This is a genomic window from Actinoplanes xinjiangensis, from assembly GCF_003148685.1.
Taxonomy (GTDB): Bacteria; Actinomycetota; Actinomycetes; order Mycobacteriales; family Micromonosporaceae; genus Actinoplanes; species Actinoplanes xinjiangensis.
In genome coordinates this window covers 244,965-258,825 of record NZ_QGGR01000009.1, presented here as the reverse complement: position 1 = coordinate 258,825, position 13,861 = coordinate 244,965, and the positions used below count along the sequence as shown (strand labels likewise).

Annotated in this window: 13 protein-coding genes; 5 read left to right on the top strand and 8 right to left on the bottom strand. The window is 72.0% G+C overall.

The window, feature by feature from the left end; all coding sequences use genetic code 11:
- Positions 1–48 precede the first annotated feature (48 nt).
- Both BC793_RS21925 and hisC read left to right on the top strand, forming a co-directional pair.
- On the top strand, positions 49–1,152 hold the full coding sequence (locus BC793_RS21925; protein WP_109595069.1) for an RDD family protein: 1,104 nt from the start codon (positions 49–51) through the stop codon (positions 1,150–1,152).
- Entirely contained in the window at positions 1,149–2,228 is a 1,080-nt protein-coding gene (hisC, locus tag BC793_RS21920) for a histidinol-phosphate transaminase (RefSeq protein ID WP_109595067.1), read from the top strand. Before BC793_RS21925 ends, hisC begins: the two co-directional genes overlap by 4 nt.
- Positions 2,229–2,233: 5 nt before the next feature.
- Here hisC and BC793_RS21915 read toward each other — a convergent pair whose 3' ends face one another.
- Positions 2,234–3,448, bottom strand: coding sequence for an MFS transporter (locus BC793_RS21915; protein ID WP_239170216.1), 1,215 nt, complete (start codon positions 3,446–3,448; stop codon positions 2,234–2,236).
- A 48-nt stretch (positions 3,449–3,496) separates the two neighbouring features.
- Between BC793_RS21915 and BC793_RS51485 the strand changes: the two genes are divergently transcribed.
- Positions 3,497–4,957 carry an ROK family transcriptional regulator gene (locus tag BC793_RS51485; RefSeq protein ID WP_239170217.1) on the top strand — a complete coding sequence of 487 codons (1,461 nt, stop codon included), beginning with the start codon at positions 3,497–3,499 and terminating at the stop codon, positions 4,955–4,957.
- A gap of 25 nt (positions 4,958–4,982) precedes the next feature.
- On the opposite strand, the gene BC793_RS51480 is transcribed toward BC793_RS51485, so the two are convergent.
- Positions 4,983–6,374 carry an outer membrane protein assembly factor BamB family protein gene (locus tag BC793_RS51480; RefSeq protein ID WP_239170218.1) on the bottom strand — a complete coding sequence of 464 codons (1,392 nt, stop codon included), beginning with the start codon at positions 6,372–6,374 and terminating at the stop codon, positions 4,983–4,985.
- Positions 6,375–7,550: 1,176 nt separating this feature from the next.
- On the opposite strand from BC793_RS51480, the gene BC793_RS21895 reads away from it, so the two are divergent.
- Complete coding sequence (locus tag BC793_RS21895; protein ID WP_109595065.1) at positions 7,551–7,934, top strand: nucleoside triphosphate pyrophosphohydrolase family protein; 384 nt, start codon at positions 7,551–7,553, stop codon at positions 7,932–7,934.
- Between the two features lie 11 nt (positions 7,935–7,945).
- Here the strand turns inward: BC793_RS21895 and BC793_RS21890 are convergent, their stop codons facing one another.
- The 6 genes from BC793_RS21890 to BC793_RS21850 all read right to left on the bottom strand — a co-directional run bounded on the left by BC793_RS21890 (position 7,946) and on the right by BC793_RS21850 (position 12,695).
- Entirely contained in the window at positions 7,946–8,788 is an 843-nt protein-coding gene (locus BC793_RS21890) for a hypothetical protein (protein WP_203896326.1), read from the bottom strand.
- A gap of 237 nt (positions 8,789–9,025) precedes the next feature.
- Positions 9,026–10,255, bottom strand: a complete 1,230-nt coding sequence (locus BC793_RS48920) for a tetratricopeptide repeat protein (protein ID WP_146246384.1) — start codon at positions 10,253–10,255, stop codon at positions 9,026–9,028.
- A gap of 18 nt (positions 10,256–10,273) precedes the next feature.
- Positions 10,274–10,672 carry a PPOX class F420-dependent oxidoreductase gene (locus tag BC793_RS21865; RefSeq protein WP_109595063.1) on the bottom strand — a complete coding sequence of 133 codons (399 nt, stop codon included), beginning with the start codon at positions 10,670–10,672 and terminating at the stop codon, positions 10,274–10,276.
- Positions 10,669–11,181, bottom strand: coding sequence for a 2-C-methyl-D-erythritol 2,4-cyclodiphosphate synthase (ispF, locus tag BC793_RS21860; protein ID WP_109595061.1), 513 nt, complete (start codon positions 11,179–11,181; stop codon positions 10,669–10,671). The genes BC793_RS21865 and ispF overlap by 4 nt, the downstream gene beginning before the upstream one ends.
- A 264-nt stretch (positions 11,182–11,445) precedes the next feature.
- Positions 11,446–12,141, bottom strand: a complete 696-nt coding sequence (gene ispD, locus BC793_RS21855) for a 2-C-methyl-D-erythritol 4-phosphate cytidylyltransferase (protein ID WP_109595285.1) — start codon at positions 12,139–12,141, stop codon at positions 11,446–11,448.
- Positions 12,142–12,209: 68 nt separating this feature from the next.
- Complete coding sequence (locus BC793_RS21850) at positions 12,210–12,695, bottom strand: CarD family transcriptional regulator (protein WP_014447856.1); 486 nt, start codon at positions 12,693–12,695, stop codon at positions 12,210–12,212.
- 349 nt (positions 12,696–13,044) lie between these two features.
- Between BC793_RS21850 and BC793_RS21845 the strand changes: the two genes are divergently transcribed.
- Positions 13,045–13,821 carry a hypothetical protein gene (locus tag BC793_RS21845; protein WP_109595059.1) on the top strand — a complete coding sequence of 259 codons (777 nt, stop codon included), beginning with the start codon at positions 13,045–13,047 and terminating at the stop codon, positions 13,819–13,821.
- Positions 13,822–13,861 lie beyond the last annotated feature (40 nt).

The following is a 13,861-nucleotide window of genomic DNA, read 5'->3' as shown; positions in this document are numbered from 1 at the left end:
CGACCACTGCGCAGGGAAGTGTCAGGCTGTCGTGGTAAAGGTTTGCGCATGAGTTCCGTTCCCGCGGGTTGGTACAAGGACCCGGCCGACACCAGTACCCAGCGCTATTGGGACGGTGAGGGCTGGCTGGGCAAGGCCATCCCGGCGGACGCCGTGCCGCCGGACGGCCCACCCGCGGCCGAGCCGGAACCCGTCGTCGAGCCGTCCGTGTCACCGGTCACCCCTCAGGCCGCCCCGCCCGGCATGCAGCCCCCGCCCGGCGCGCAGCCCCCGCCCGGCTGGATGCAGCCGCCACCCCCGCCTCCGCCCGGCTGGGCGCCGCAGCCCCCGCCGCCGCCGGGATGGCAGCCCCCGCCCGGCATGCAGCCCCCGCCGGGATGGCAGCCGCCGCCCGGAGCACAACCGCCGCCCGGCTGGCAGCCGCCGCCGCCCGGAACGCAACCGCCGCCCGGCTGGCAGCCGCCACTCGGAACGCAGCCGCCGCCCGGCTGGCAGCCGCCGCCCGGCTGGCAGCCGATGGCCGGGGCGCCGCCGATGGGCGCCTATCCGTACCCGTATCCGTTCCCGATGCCGGAGGCCCGGCCGCACGGCATGGCCCTGGCCGGGCTCGGCAAGCGGCTCACCGCGCGACTCATCGACATCGTCGCCGTGCTGCTGCTCAACGCCGTGGTGAACGGCTATTTCGTGTACCTGTACCTCCAGGACTTCATGCCGATCTTCCGCAACATCATGGATCAGACGGCGGCCGGCTCCAGCGTGCCCATGGCTCAGCAGGGCACTCCGCGGATGCAGACGCTGACCGTGGCGATCGTCATCATCGCCACACTGCTCTGGCTGGCCTACGAGGCGCCGGCGATCAGCAACAGCGGGCAGACCCTCGGCAAGCGGATCATGGGGATCAAGGTCGTCCCGGTGGAGAAGACCGGGCAGCTCGGCTTCGCGCGGGCGTTCACCCGGTGGGCGCGACTCGGCATGTGGACCCTCTTCTGGTCGTGCGGCGTCGGCGTGGTCATCCAGTTCCTGTATGCGCTGTCGCCCGTCTTCGACCCCCGCCTGCGCCAGGCGTGGCACGACAAGGCGGCGGCCACCGTCGTCGTGGACGTGCCCGCGGGCGGCGTACCACCGACCATCAAACCCGGAGGATCCCGATGACCCGCCTCACCCGCGCCGACCTGGACGCGTTACCCGCCTACGTGCCCGGCCGCAGCGTCGCCGACCTGGCCCGTGAGCTGGGCATCGCCGAGGCGGTGAAGCTGGCCAGCAACGAGGTGCCGTACGGTCCGCTGCCCGGCGTGGTGGAGGCGGTCACCGAGGCCGTCCGGACCGTCCACCGGTACCCGGACATGGGCGTCGTCGAGCTCCGCGACCGCATCGGCACCTGGCTCGGCGTCGACCCGGCCCGGGTGGTCACCGGCTGCGGGTCGGTGGCGCTGGCCGAGATCCTGGTCAAGGCCACCTGCCTGCCCGGTGACGAGGTCGTCTACTCGTGGCGGTCGTTCGAGGCGTACCCGATCATCGCCGCCGGGGCGGGTGCCACCAGCATCCGCGTGCCGAACACCGCGGCGCACGGGCACGACCTGGCCGCCATCGCCGCCGCCATCACCGACCGCACCCGTATCGTCTTCGTCTGCAACCCGAACAACCCGACCGGCACGTTCCTGCGCCGGGCCGAGCTGGACCGCTTCCTCGCCGACGTGCCCTCCGACGTGCTGGTGGTGCTCGACGAGGCGTACCGGGAGTTCGTCACCGACCCGGACGTGCCGGACGGCCTCGACACCTACGGCGACCGGCCGAACGTCGTGGTGCTGCGCACCATGAGCAAGGCGTGGGGTCTGGCCGGCCTGCGGATGGGCTATCTGGTCGCCCCGCCGGAGGTCGCCGCCGCCGTCCGCAAGGTCGTCACCCCCTTCTCCACCAGCCTGGTCGCCCAGGCCGCGGCGCTCGCCGCCCTCGATCAGGAGGAGGAGGTACGCCGTCGCTGCGCCTTGGTCGTGTCGGAGCGGGCCCGGGTCACCGAGGCACTGCGCAAGCTCTCCCTCGACGTGCCGGACAGTCAGGCCAACTTCGTCTGGCTGCCGCTCGGCGACCGGACCGCCGGGTTCACCGGGGCCTGCGAGAGCCGTGGCGTCATCGTGCGCGGTTTCCACCCGGAGGGCGTCCGCGTCACCATCGGCACCCCCGAGGAGAACGACCTCTTCCTGGCGACCGCCGAGGCCGCACTGAGCTGACCGGCTCAGTGCAGGGCCGCGGCCTCGGTCCGGTGATGCTCCTCGGAGCTGATCCGGGCCGGGAAGACGCCCCGCCAGCACGCCACCAGCACACACGCCAGCAGCACGAACCCGGCGCCGAGCACGGGCAGGGTTCCGAGTCGCCCGGCGCTGACGAACCGCTCCCCGACAAACGCACCACTGCCGATCCCGATCTGGAACGCGACCACGTACACCGCCGACGCCGCGTCCCGTGCGGCCGGTGCGACCCGCAGCGCCGCCGACCCCAGGAACACCGGGATCGCGTTGAACGCGCCGCCCCAGACGAGTACCGCGGCGATCGTCGCGGCCGGCCCGAGCACCGGGGCGAGCAGCACCATCGAGCCGGCCGCGGCGGCGGTCAGCCCGATCACGAACGGCCCCGGCCGCCGGTCGACGAACCGGCCCACCACGAAGTTGCCGATCAGCCCGACCGCGCCGTACCCCAGCAGCAGTGCGCTGAGTGCCGCCCCGTCCAGTCCGGCGTCCCGGCGGACCAGCGGCGCGATGTAGGTGTACGCCGCGAAGTGCCCCACCACCAGCACCACGGTGATCACACAGAGCCCGGTGACCCGGCCGTTGCGCAGGATGAGCACCGCGTCCCGCAGCCGGTTACCGAGTGCCGCCTCCCGGTCCCGCGGCAGCGGTTGCATCGGTGGCAGCAGCAGGAGCAGGGCGACCAGGCAGACCGCCCCGGCGACCGCCATCAGCCCGATCGACAGCCGCCAGCCCAGCCACTGCCCGAGAGCGGTGCCGAGCGGCACGCCGAGCACGATGGCCAGCGAGTTCCCGATGAAGACCAGTGAGGTGGCCCGGCCCACCTGACCGGGCGGCGCGAGCCGGGCGGTGATCGGCCCGATCACCGACCAGAACACCCCGTGCGCGAGCGCGCAGACGAGCCGGGACAGGACGAGGACGAGGAAGGTGGGCGCGAGTGCCGCGGCCGCCTGGGAGACGACGAAGACGGCTACCGTGGCGGCGAGCAGACTGTGCCGCGGCAGCCGCATGGTGAGCGCGGTGAGCGGGATCGTGCTGACCGCGGCGACCACCGCATAACTGGTGAGCAGCAGGCCTACCTGCGCCTCGGTGACGTCGAGGCCGGCCGAGATCTGCGGGAGGAGACCGACGGGCAGGGTCTCGGCGGTGACGTAGCAGAAGGTGGAGGTGCCGAGGACGACGAGCGCCGGGCGATTGAGTCTCACCCCTCGCACAATAAACTCTAAGGCAGAGCTTAAACAGGGAGAACCGATGTGACGACCCGCTCCACCGCACTGCTCCGCATGGTGCACCGGCATCCGGGCGTGACCCGCGCCGACGCGGCCCGCCTCCTCGGCATCGGCACCGGAGCGGCCACCGAACTCGTCACCCGGCTCAGCCGCGCCGCACTCCTCACCCAGGCACCCGCGGCTCCCAGCGGCACCCGCGGCCGCCCCACCACGGTCCTGCTGCCGCACCCCGACGGCCCCCTCGTCCTCGCCCTGGCGATCACCCACGAGGCGTGGCGGCTCGACGTCGTGGCCCTCGGCGGCGCCACCCTCGCCTCCCTCTCGGAGCGGCACGGCGGCGCCCCCTGGGCCGAGGTCCGCGCGGCGGTCACCGTCGCGATCATGAACTTCCTCTCCCGGTACGGTGGCCGCCTGCACGCCATCGGCATCTCCGTCCCCGGTCCCGTCTCCCGTGACCTGCGCCTGGACGCGTTCAACTCCGACTGGCACGGCATCGACCTGAACGAGCTGTGGCCCGAAGCCGGCCTGCTCGTCGCCGGCAACGACGCCACCCTCGCCGCCACCGCCGAACACCGCCGCGGCGCCGCCACCGGAGCAGCCGTGGCACTGCACCTGCGCATCGAAGCCGGCCTGGGCGGGGCCGTCATCGACGACGGTCACCCGGTGATCGGCGCCCACGGCGCCGCCGGCGAGTTCGGCCACATGCCGTTCGGCGACCCCACCGTCCGCTGCGGTTGCGGAGCCCACGGCTGCTGGGGAAGCTCCGTCGACGGCACCGCACTGGCCCGCCTCCTGGGCGATCCCCGGCCCCGCGACCCGGTCACCTACGCCCGCCGCGTGATCAGCACCGCGACCCGGGCCCTGAGGTCCCAGCGCTCCCGCCAGGAACTGGCCGGCCTCCCCCCGCCCACCCCCACCGGCAGCTCAACCGACCCGGCCGCGCTCCCGGACGATCGGGCCGGGCTCTCAGGCGCTCCGGCCGGGCCCTCGGGTGGTTCCCCGGGGCTCTTGGGCAATCCGGCCGGGCTCTCCGGTGGTCTGGCCGGGCACTCGGACGGTTTAGCGGGGCTCTCGGGCAATCCGGCCAGGCACTCGGACGGTCCAGCGGGGCACTCGGGCGGACCCGTGGGGCTCTCGGGTGATCCGGCCGGGCCCGTCAGCCCTTACAGCGCGGGTGAGAGCGGCCCGGACGTCGATCCGGACGCCGCCGTAGAGGCGGTCCGTGCCGTGGGCATCGCGCTCGGCCGAGGCATCGCCGGCCTGGTCAACGCTTTGGATCCCGACCTGGTGACGCTCGGTGGCCTGGGCGTCGACCTCTTGGCCGCGGCCCCCGAAGCCATCGACACCGCCTACCGCGACGGCCTCATGCTGATCCATCGAGAGTCTCCGCCCCCGATCCGCCCGGCTACCCTGCCCGATGACGAGGGTCCCATCGCCGGCGCGGCCGAAGAGGCCTGGTCAGCCCTGATCCCGCACCTCGCCTGACCGACCCTCGCCGCCCGGGTGGCCCTCAGTCGGGAAGCGCGACGAGCAGCACCGTGTCGAGGGTGAGGTAGTAGATCGGGGACTCCGGATCGTCCGGCGCATCCCGATTGAGGCGTTCGATCGCGAGGAACCCGTCGGTCACGTGGAAGAGACCCGGCTTCCATTTCAGGGTGTCCTCCTTGTCCGGCACGAAGAGCAGCCGATACGAGTACTTCTCCCGCCCGGTCCGGGCGTCCACCCCCTTCAGCCGGTTGCCCGGCGTCAGCAGCAGCACCGTCTCCGAGTCTCCACCCAGCACCCGTACCGGCCCCGGCGTTGTCCACAAGGCCGCTCCGTCCACAGACCGTCCGACGACCGCCTCGAAATAGGAGGAGGGTGAGGTCCCGGCGGGCGCCGACGGCAGGGGGCCGGCCGGAGCGAGGCTGGAGGGTGCCGTTCCGGCAGCCGGAGTGGAGGACGAGGTCGAGGCCCCGGCCGAGGGAGGAGGCTCCACCGGAGCGGAGGTCGAGGGAGAGGGATCCACGGCCGGCGACCCGGGGCCGGGTGTGACAGCCGGCGAGGCGGGCGACGACGGAAGGAGGGCACCGGCGTGCGTGGCGGTGATGACGACCCCGGCCACGATCGTGGCGAGCGGGTCGTCGAGTGCGGGAGCCCGGCGAGGCTCCGCGGTGGTGACGAGCCACCCCTGTCCGGCTCCGTCTCGGAACGCCTCACACCCGGAGGTCCCGCAGCCGACCGGGCTGTAGGGGCCGGCCGGCCAGCCGGTGAGCGCTGCCCCCGACGTCGTGTCGTAGACACCGGTCGCACAGAGGTAGGCGTTACCGCTGGTGGTGAAGCCCTCCACGCACCCGGCCGGGACGGTGGCCGTCCAGAGCGACTGGCCGGTGCTCACGGCGTACCCGGAAAGGGTCTGCCCTTCGGTGACCAGGACGGTGCCGGTGGCGGTCCGCAGACCGGGCGGGTCCCAGACGGCCGCGGCCCCGGTCCGGTGTCCGGCATAGCCGGGCGCGTCCGGCCCGTCGGCCCGCCAGATCTCCTTGCCGGTACGCGCGTCGATCGCCACCAACTTCCCGTCCGACCACCGGGTGACGACCGTCGTGCCGCTCGCCACGACCGCACTGAGCTGCTCCGGCCACCGGCGGAACGACCACCGCGCGGTGTACACGGCGCGCGCCGTGACCGGCCCGTCCGCCCGCACCTGGTGTTTCGCCGCGTAGACGCGGACGGTCCCGTCGACGATCAACGGCGCCACGTTCAGACGGCTGGTCACGCCGAGCAGTTCGGTCGACGGGGTGGGAGGGGTCGGCGTCCTGGCGCTCGCCGACAGCTCCGCGGGAGCCAGCACACGCCAGCCGATCAGGCCGCTCACCACCAACAGAAGCGCGGCCGCCATGATTCGCAGCAGCACCCGGTTCACGGCCGAGAGTATTCCAGGTCGAGTCCAGTCGGCTCACCTGCGGGCAACCCACGTCCCCCACGGGCCAGGCAACGTGCCCGGCCGCGGGCCGGCCGTGAGCCGCTGGAGAGCTTGCGCAGTCCCGGCCTCGTTTCCGCGTGTGAAGTCGAGTCACGAACAGCTGTGAGCTGCACATATGCGGCTGCTATTGCTCGCAGAGTGGCCGGTCCGGCGCCGACGGCGGCGATACCGACCGGCGCAGCTGCGAGCGACACCGCTCCGACGCCGATGCCGCAGGCACTGGACTACAAGCCGCACCGCTCCGATCCTGACGTCGGAGGCACTGAACTACGAACCGCACCACCCCGACCCCGAGGCCGCAGGCACTGAACTACGAACCGCACCACCCGGACCCTGACGCCGCGGGCACTGGACTGCGAGCCGCACCGCCCCCACCACCGCCTGGGGCAGTGATCTGCGAACGCACCTGTCGGCCGCACCGCCTGGGGCGCGATGTTCTGCGAGCGACGATGGGGGCACACGTAACGCTTGTGTGGGTTCCTGTCATTGCCATGACCTCGGTGAGCGCACGCAATCGACGGATCGTGTGCGCCTATACGTCCCATGGACGAGGCGAGAGCCCACGTTGGGCGATAGTGTGCGCTGATCGACGTCGCCGGCGCTGCTGTCGGCGCCAGGTGGCGCGTCGATCATCCCGGCCGGAAACCGCAAACGTGACGGCCAGGGTAGGCCGGCGGGCGCTGCAGACCGGCGGGCGCTGTGGACAACCCGCAGGCGCTGCGAACCGGCGGGCACTGCGAACCGACGGGCACCGCTAACCGGCGGGCACTGCGAACCGGCGGGCACCGCGAACCGGCGGGCACCGCGGATCAGCGACGGCTGCGAACAGACGGGCACCGCGAACCGACGGGTGCCGCTGAACGGCGGGTGCTGCGGGCCGACGGGTGCTGCGGACCGGCGGGTGCTGCGGACCGGCGGGTGCAGGCCATCGATCGCCGGCGACGTCGGCGGCGTGCCCGGCAGTCATGCGGAGACCGGTCGGCGGCGATGCCGGCTCGCGGTAAGTCGGGCTCGGGCGAAGCTGTTCGAGGACCGCGAGGTCTCACGGTTCCTGGACCGGCACGGACACCGCATGACACCCGGCCCTGACTGCGAAGGCTCTCTAGCATTCCGCTGATGAACCTGAATGATCTACAGGCCCGCGCGCTGGAGATCGCCGAGCTCTACGACCGGCAGCGCACCGCGGCCGGTCGTCGGATCTGGAGCACCGGCGATCTGGCGCTGGGTTTCGTCGGCGATGTCGGTGATCTCGCGAAACTGGTCATGGCGGTCGACGGGCGCCGGATCATCCCGGACGCCGAGGCCCGGCTCGGCCATGAGCTGGCCGACTGCCTGTGGTCGGTGCTCGTGCTGGCCGGCCGCTACGACGTCGACCTGGTCGCCGAGTTCACCCGGATGACGGACGGCGTCGAGCAACATCTCCGGACGGAGGAGAAGCAGGCCGGCATACGGACGGAGGAGGAGCAGGCCGGCGTACCTACGGACACGGAAACCGACTGATCACCCGGCCGTCACTCGTAACCGCCGCTGATCAGGCCGAGGCGGACCAGCTCCGTCAAGGGCTCGACGACGTTAGCGGCACCGAAACCGACGAAGAGCGGGCGGGGCCCGTCGCGGTGGCTGCGGGCCGGCTCGACCAGCGGGACCGGGTGGGTGGCCGCGAGGGCTTCCGCAACCTCCGCGACCTCGCCCCCGTCGGCGGCGATCAGGGTGGCGACCAGCACGTTGAGGAACCCGTGGTGGGTGAAACCGGTCTCCGGGTCGGTGTGCCGGGTGGCGTGCCGCAGGCCGGCGGCGAGTTTGAACGGCAGCTGCCGGTCTCGGCAGGCGCAGATCACGGCCGCCAGCTCGACCGGGGTGGGGAACAGTTCCGCGGCCAGCCCGCCGACCCGGAACTTCGGCGCGATCGACAGGCCACCGGCCCGGGCTTCGGCGACCGTGTCCAACGCGGAGAGCAGGCCCCAGCTGAGCGGGATCTCGGCGTACAGCGGCAGGCCGTTCTGGGTCTCGGCGAACCTGCACAGGGTGGCGACGCCGGGTTGCGGGTCCTCACCGCGGCGGGCCACGGCGGCCTCGATGTGCTCGACCACGACACCGGACGCGCGGAGTTTCTCGACGGTGGCCGGCAGCGCCGCGGCCGGCACGTCGCCGATCAGCCCCGCGGTGAGCCGGGGAATCTGCTCGATGCCGACCGTCGAGGCGGGCACGAGCAGGGATCCGACCAGGCCGCTGTACCAGGCGGTGCCGTGTTCGTGGTGTTTGGCGACGGCGTCGGCGAGGCCGATCGGGCTGGGTGGGAGCAGGGAAGCGTCATCGACCAGCCCGGCGTAGAGCGGAGGCACCATCGTTGACACGAATCCGAACCTAATAGACGGCGCGAGATACGGACAACCAAGTCCGTTATGTCACTTCCCAGCCCGATCGGGCAACGCGACGCCGACCATCCGACCCGAGACGCCTCCGGAGCCGGAGCCGGAGGCAGGGCCGGAGTCGGAGCCCGACGCAGTGCCGGACGCAATGCCGGTGGCGGCGCTGGAGCCGGAGCCGGTGGCAGTGCCGGTGGCAGTGGCGGTGGCAGTGGCAGTGGCGGATCAGGGACGGCGGCGGATCAGCATCAAAACTTCGGCCACCGCCGCGGTGAGCATTCCGGCGACCAACGGCACCGGGCCGCCGACCACCGCGTACGCCAGCAGGAACAACGGCGCGGCGAAGGCGAGGTAGACCGCCACGGCGAGTTTCCGGTCGCTGCCCCGCAGACGACGCAGGACGACGCCCGCCGGTTCGGGTAGACGACTGCGGAACCAGAAGACGACAGCACCGAAGACGAGCACCCCGATCAGGCCGGCCCACACCCGGGAGATGCCGGCGCTGATGAGGGTCATCGCGGAAGTCAGGACGGCGGCGACGACGACACCCCCGGCGCCATAGCCGACGGTCTCCCGAACCGCCGCGGCCGATTCCTCGGAGATGTCGAGAACCGGCCGGCTGGGCAGGCTCACCGAGGGCGGCGGCGGTGCGGCCGGTGACGGCTGAGCTTTCGGTGACGACGGGCCTTCCGGTGAAGACGGGGCGTCCGGTGACCGCGGGGCCTCCGGTGACTGCGGGGCCGGTGACGGCGGGACGGACCCGTCAGACTTCGGTGCGGCGGGCGTCTCCGGCGACGGCGGGATCGGCGGCGCCTGCGGACCGCTGAGTGACGCCTCCTCGGCGAGATCCTCGATGGCCCTGGCCCATCGGCGCCGCTCGAAGCGGACGATGCCGGTCTCACGGCCGGCGTCGCCGATCGTCGAGTCGAGATCGAGAGCCTCGCCGTACGCCCTCTGCGCCAGGTCGAACAGCCGCAGCCGGGCGGCGACCACGGCCAGCACCAGGTGCGCCTCGGCCTCGGTCGGCGCGACCCGGACGCCGTTCCAGGCGGCGTTGAGTGCCTCCTGGCCGTTCCGGGACTCGCTGAGCAGGGCGGCCCCGGTGCGCTGCGCATACGGATCTTCGGGCCAGTCCCGCAGGATCTCGCCGGCGATCCGGGCGGCCTCGGCGTATCGGCGGATGTCGACGAGCGCCATGGCCCGGACCACGAGGGCGGGCAGGGCCTTCGGGTCGGCGGTGACCGCCCGGTCGGCGGCGGCCAGGGCCTCGGTGGGCTGCTCGGCGATGAGGTGGATGCGGGCGAGCGTCGCCAGGAGGTTGACCTCCAAGGGCTCGGCGGTCAGGCCGGCAGCGATCTCGTCGGCCGCTTCGTCGTAGCGGCCGAGGTCGGCGAGGAGGAGGGCACGCTGGCGGTACTCCTCCGGGGTGGTGTCGGGCTCCAAGGGGGCGGGCACCTGCCGACTGTAGGCCGTCTACCTGGAAATCACGCGAGTCGGGGTGACCCTGCACACCACACGGGCGGTGCCGGGCGTGTCGGCGGTCCACGGGGCGTTGGCGTACTTGTAACTGAGCTGGCCGATCAGGTCGTCCTTGTCGTCGGTGAGCCCGACGATCCCCTCGACGGTGATGTACGCGTACGGCTGCGCCGGGTCGAAGGCGCAGATCGACACACGCGGGTCCCGTTCCATGTTCCGGGTCTTGATCCGGTCACGGGTGGTGGAGAAGAGGACGTCGTCACCGTCGCGCTTGACCCAGATCACGGTCGATTGTGGGCTGCCGTCGTCGTTGATCGTGGTCAGCACCGCATACGTGGGATTGTCGATCAGCGTCCGGGCGGGTCCGGGCAGCGCGACGGTCATGGCAGTGATCATGCCCGATGCGGCTCCTCCCTCTCCCCGTGACGCTCACCACCGGCGTAGACGATCGCCACGGCGGTGCCGGCGAGTCCCTCCCCGCGGCCGGTGAGCCCCAGTCCGTCCGTGGTGGTGCCGGCGACCGTGACCGGCGCCCCGACCGCCTCGGAGAGGACCTTCTCGGCCTCGGCGCGGCGTTTCCCGATCTTCGGACGGTTGCCGATGACCTGGATCGACACGTTGCCGATCATGAAGCCGGCGGCCCGTACGCGGCGCGCGGTCTCGGCGAGGAGCGTGATGCCGGCCGCGCCGGCCCATTCCGGCCTGCTGGTGCCGTAGTTGCTGCCGAGGTCGCCGAGCCCGGCGGCGGAGAGCAGGGCGTCACAGGCGGCGTGTGCCGCCACGTCGGCATCGGAGTGCCCGGCCAGACCGGGTTCGCCGGGCCAGTGCAGGCCCGCCACCCAGCAGGGACGCTCCGGGTCGAAGGCATGGACGTCGGTGCCGATCCCGGCGCGCGGAATGATCACCCCGAGAGCCTATCGCCAGGCCGCGCCGAGGTCCGCCGCCGGCGACGAAGGCAGGCCACGGCGACGAACGGCGCGGCGCATAAAAGGCACGGCGAGCGAACAGCGCGACCAAGGCACGGCGCACAAGAGGCAAACAGCGCGACCAAGACGCGCACCAGCGGCGCCCCAAAGAACAGCGCGACCAAGACGCAGCGCACCAGCGGCGCGCCCAAAGAACAACGCGACCAAGGCGCCGCGCATAAGGGAAGCGGCGAACGAACGGCGCTAGGTCTCGAGGGTCAGCAGGTGGGTGGCGAGGGCCAGATCGAGCGGCCGGGTGACCTTCAGCGCGAAGTCGGACCCGGGCACACAGATCACCGGCCGGCCCAGTTTCTCGACCGCGCCGGCGTCGTCGGTGTGCAGGTCGGCGGCGGCGGCGTGGGCCGCCCGCAGCACCGGGGCCCGGAAGCCCTGCGGGGTCTGCACCGCGCGCAGCACCGACCGGTCGACGGTGCCGAGCACCCGGCCGTCGGCGGCCACCTCCTTGATCGTGTCGACCACGGGCAGCGCCGGGATGACCGCGTCGGCCCCCGCACGCACCGCGGCGGCGACCCGCTCGAAGAGGTCGGCGGGCGCCAGGCAGCGGGCCGCGTCATGGACCAGGACGATGTCGATGTCGTCGGGGACGACGGCCAGTGCCGCGGCGACGGAGTCCTGCCGCTCGGCGCCGCCGGCCACGACGACGACCGGGGCGACCGGGCTGAGCAGCGCGTGGACGGCTTCGACGTCGGCCGGTGGCGCGGCCACCACGATCATGCGGACCGAGGGGGCGGCGGCTGTCCGGCGGACGGCGTGGACGAGGAGCGGTTCGCCGTCGAGCAGGCGGAGGGCTTTGGGGGCGCCGGGGCCGAGGCGCACGCCGGCGCCGGCCGCCGGAACGACGACGGCGACGTCACCGCGAGCATTGAGCTGCGCGGTCACGTCGCCGTCGTTGTCGCCGGACACACCAGGTGAGTCAGACACAGTGAAGAGGGATGGCGTCGATCGGATCAGGCCTCGGTGAGGACCTTGTCGAGCAGGACCTCGGCCTCATCCTTGGTGCTCTTCTCGGCGAGGGCGACCTCGCCGACCAGAATGTCACGAGCCTTGGCGAGCATCCGCTTCTCACCCGCGGACAGACCACGCTCACGCTCACGACGCCAAAGGTCACGAACAACTTCCGCGACCTTGAGCGGGTTACCGGAAGCGAGCTTCTCCAGGTTGGCCTTGTAGCGCCGCGACCAGTTGGTCGGCTCCTCGGTGTGCGGTGCGCGGAGGACGTCGAAGACCTTGCCGAGGCCTTCCTCGCCGACCACTTCGCGCACGCCGACTTCTTCGGCGTTCTCAGCGGGCACCCGAACAGTCAGATCGCCCTGGGCGACACGCAGAACGAGATACTGCCTTTCGACGCCCTTGATGACCCTAGTCTCGATTGCCTCGATGAGTGCGGCCCCGTGGTGGGGGTAAACAACGGTCTCGCCGACACTGAAAACCATAGGTTCGAAACCCCTTTCGCTGTGTCTAGGGTAACACGCTCAGGCGGCCGTGTCTCGCCCTGACGGTCACTGTTAGTGCAGCTCAGAGGCCCTGTGACGGGGCTTTCTACCGCTTGACAGCGAAGCCGGAAGCTGCCTAAGTAACGTAAAGTGACATTACTGTCACGGCCCACGCCGGTGAGCCCGCGCCTACCAAGTCGGGAATTCCGGACCTGATGGCTTTGTGAGATCAAGCTTATCGCTAAGGTCCGCATCAGTGCAGCACTGGCGATGCGGGCCGCCGTGCGGGACGCTGGACGAAGGTTCCCCGACCGAAGCAGGATCTGGTCGGCCAGGGGGGAGGTGAGTCATGGCTGGCGCGAGCGACAACGGCGGCAGGCCGCCCGGGGGTGGTCCCCCCGGCGACCTCCCGGACTTCCCCGAGGAGTGGGGCGTCATCGTCATCCCCGACGACCTCTCGGAGCTGGCCGACGAGGTCGAGGCGGTGCGCGCCGAGCTGCACACCGGCCCGCCGCTGACCGGCTGGCAGCGCTTCGTGCGCCGGTCCGCGATCCGGCGGCTGCGCAGAGCGGGCAGCCTGCTCGTGCGTACGCCGGCGCTGATCGTCTCGATGGCCGTCCTGGTCACCGTGGCCAGCCTCTTCGCCTCGGCCTGGCCGGGCCCGCCCCGGCAGCCGGCCACCCAGCGGACCTCCGGCATGACCGAGACCCACAGCGACACGCTGCCCGCCCTCGATCTGATCAACACCGACGGCGGCGCCGTGCCGATCCGCGGCCGCCTGCCCGCCGTGCTGCTGCTCACCGAGGGATGCGACTGCGCGAGGCTGATCGCCGACACGGTCGCGGCCGCGCCGTCCGAGGTCACGGTCCTGGCCATCTCGTCGATTCAGGCGTCGGTCAGCGCCACCACCGCGGCCGCGCCCCCGCCCGCCCGGACCCCGGCGTCGGACGGCAGGAGCGTCACGTATCTGCACGACCCGACGGATACTCTCCGTAATCATCTGCACCTGAGCACCCCGGACGGAACCGCCGCGGTGATCCTGGTCGACAAACTCGGCAAGATCGTCCGAACCCACCCGCGCACCGCCTCCATCGAGACGATCCGTCCCGATCTGCTCCGCTTATAACGACCAAACCCCTGATTCGGTACGAGCCAGGCCGAACCCC

Coding starts and splice junctions, on each gene's coding strand:
- BC793_RS21895 (WP_109595065.1), top strand. CDS start 7,551: ATGAACCTGAATGATCTACAGGCCCGCGCGCTGGAGATCGCCGAGCTC.
- BC793_RS21845 (WP_109595059.1), top strand. CDS start 13,045: ATGGCTGGCGCGAGCGACAACGGCGGCAGGCCGCCCGGGGGTGGTCCC.
- BC793_RS21850 (WP_014447856.1), bottom strand. CDS start 12,695: ATGGTTTTCAGTGTCGGCGAGACCGTTGTTTACCCCCACCACGGGGCC.
- BC793_RS21865 (WP_109595063.1), bottom strand. CDS start 10,672: ATGATCACTGCCATGACCGTCGCGCTGCCCGGACCCGCCCGGACGCTG.
- BC793_RS21925 (WP_109595069.1), top strand. CDS start 49: ATGAGTTCCGTTCCCGCGGGTTGGTACAAGGACCCGGCCGACACCAGT.
- hisC (WP_109595067.1), top strand. CDS start 1,149: ATGACCCGCCTCACCCGCGCCGACCTGGACGCGTTACCCGCCTACGTG.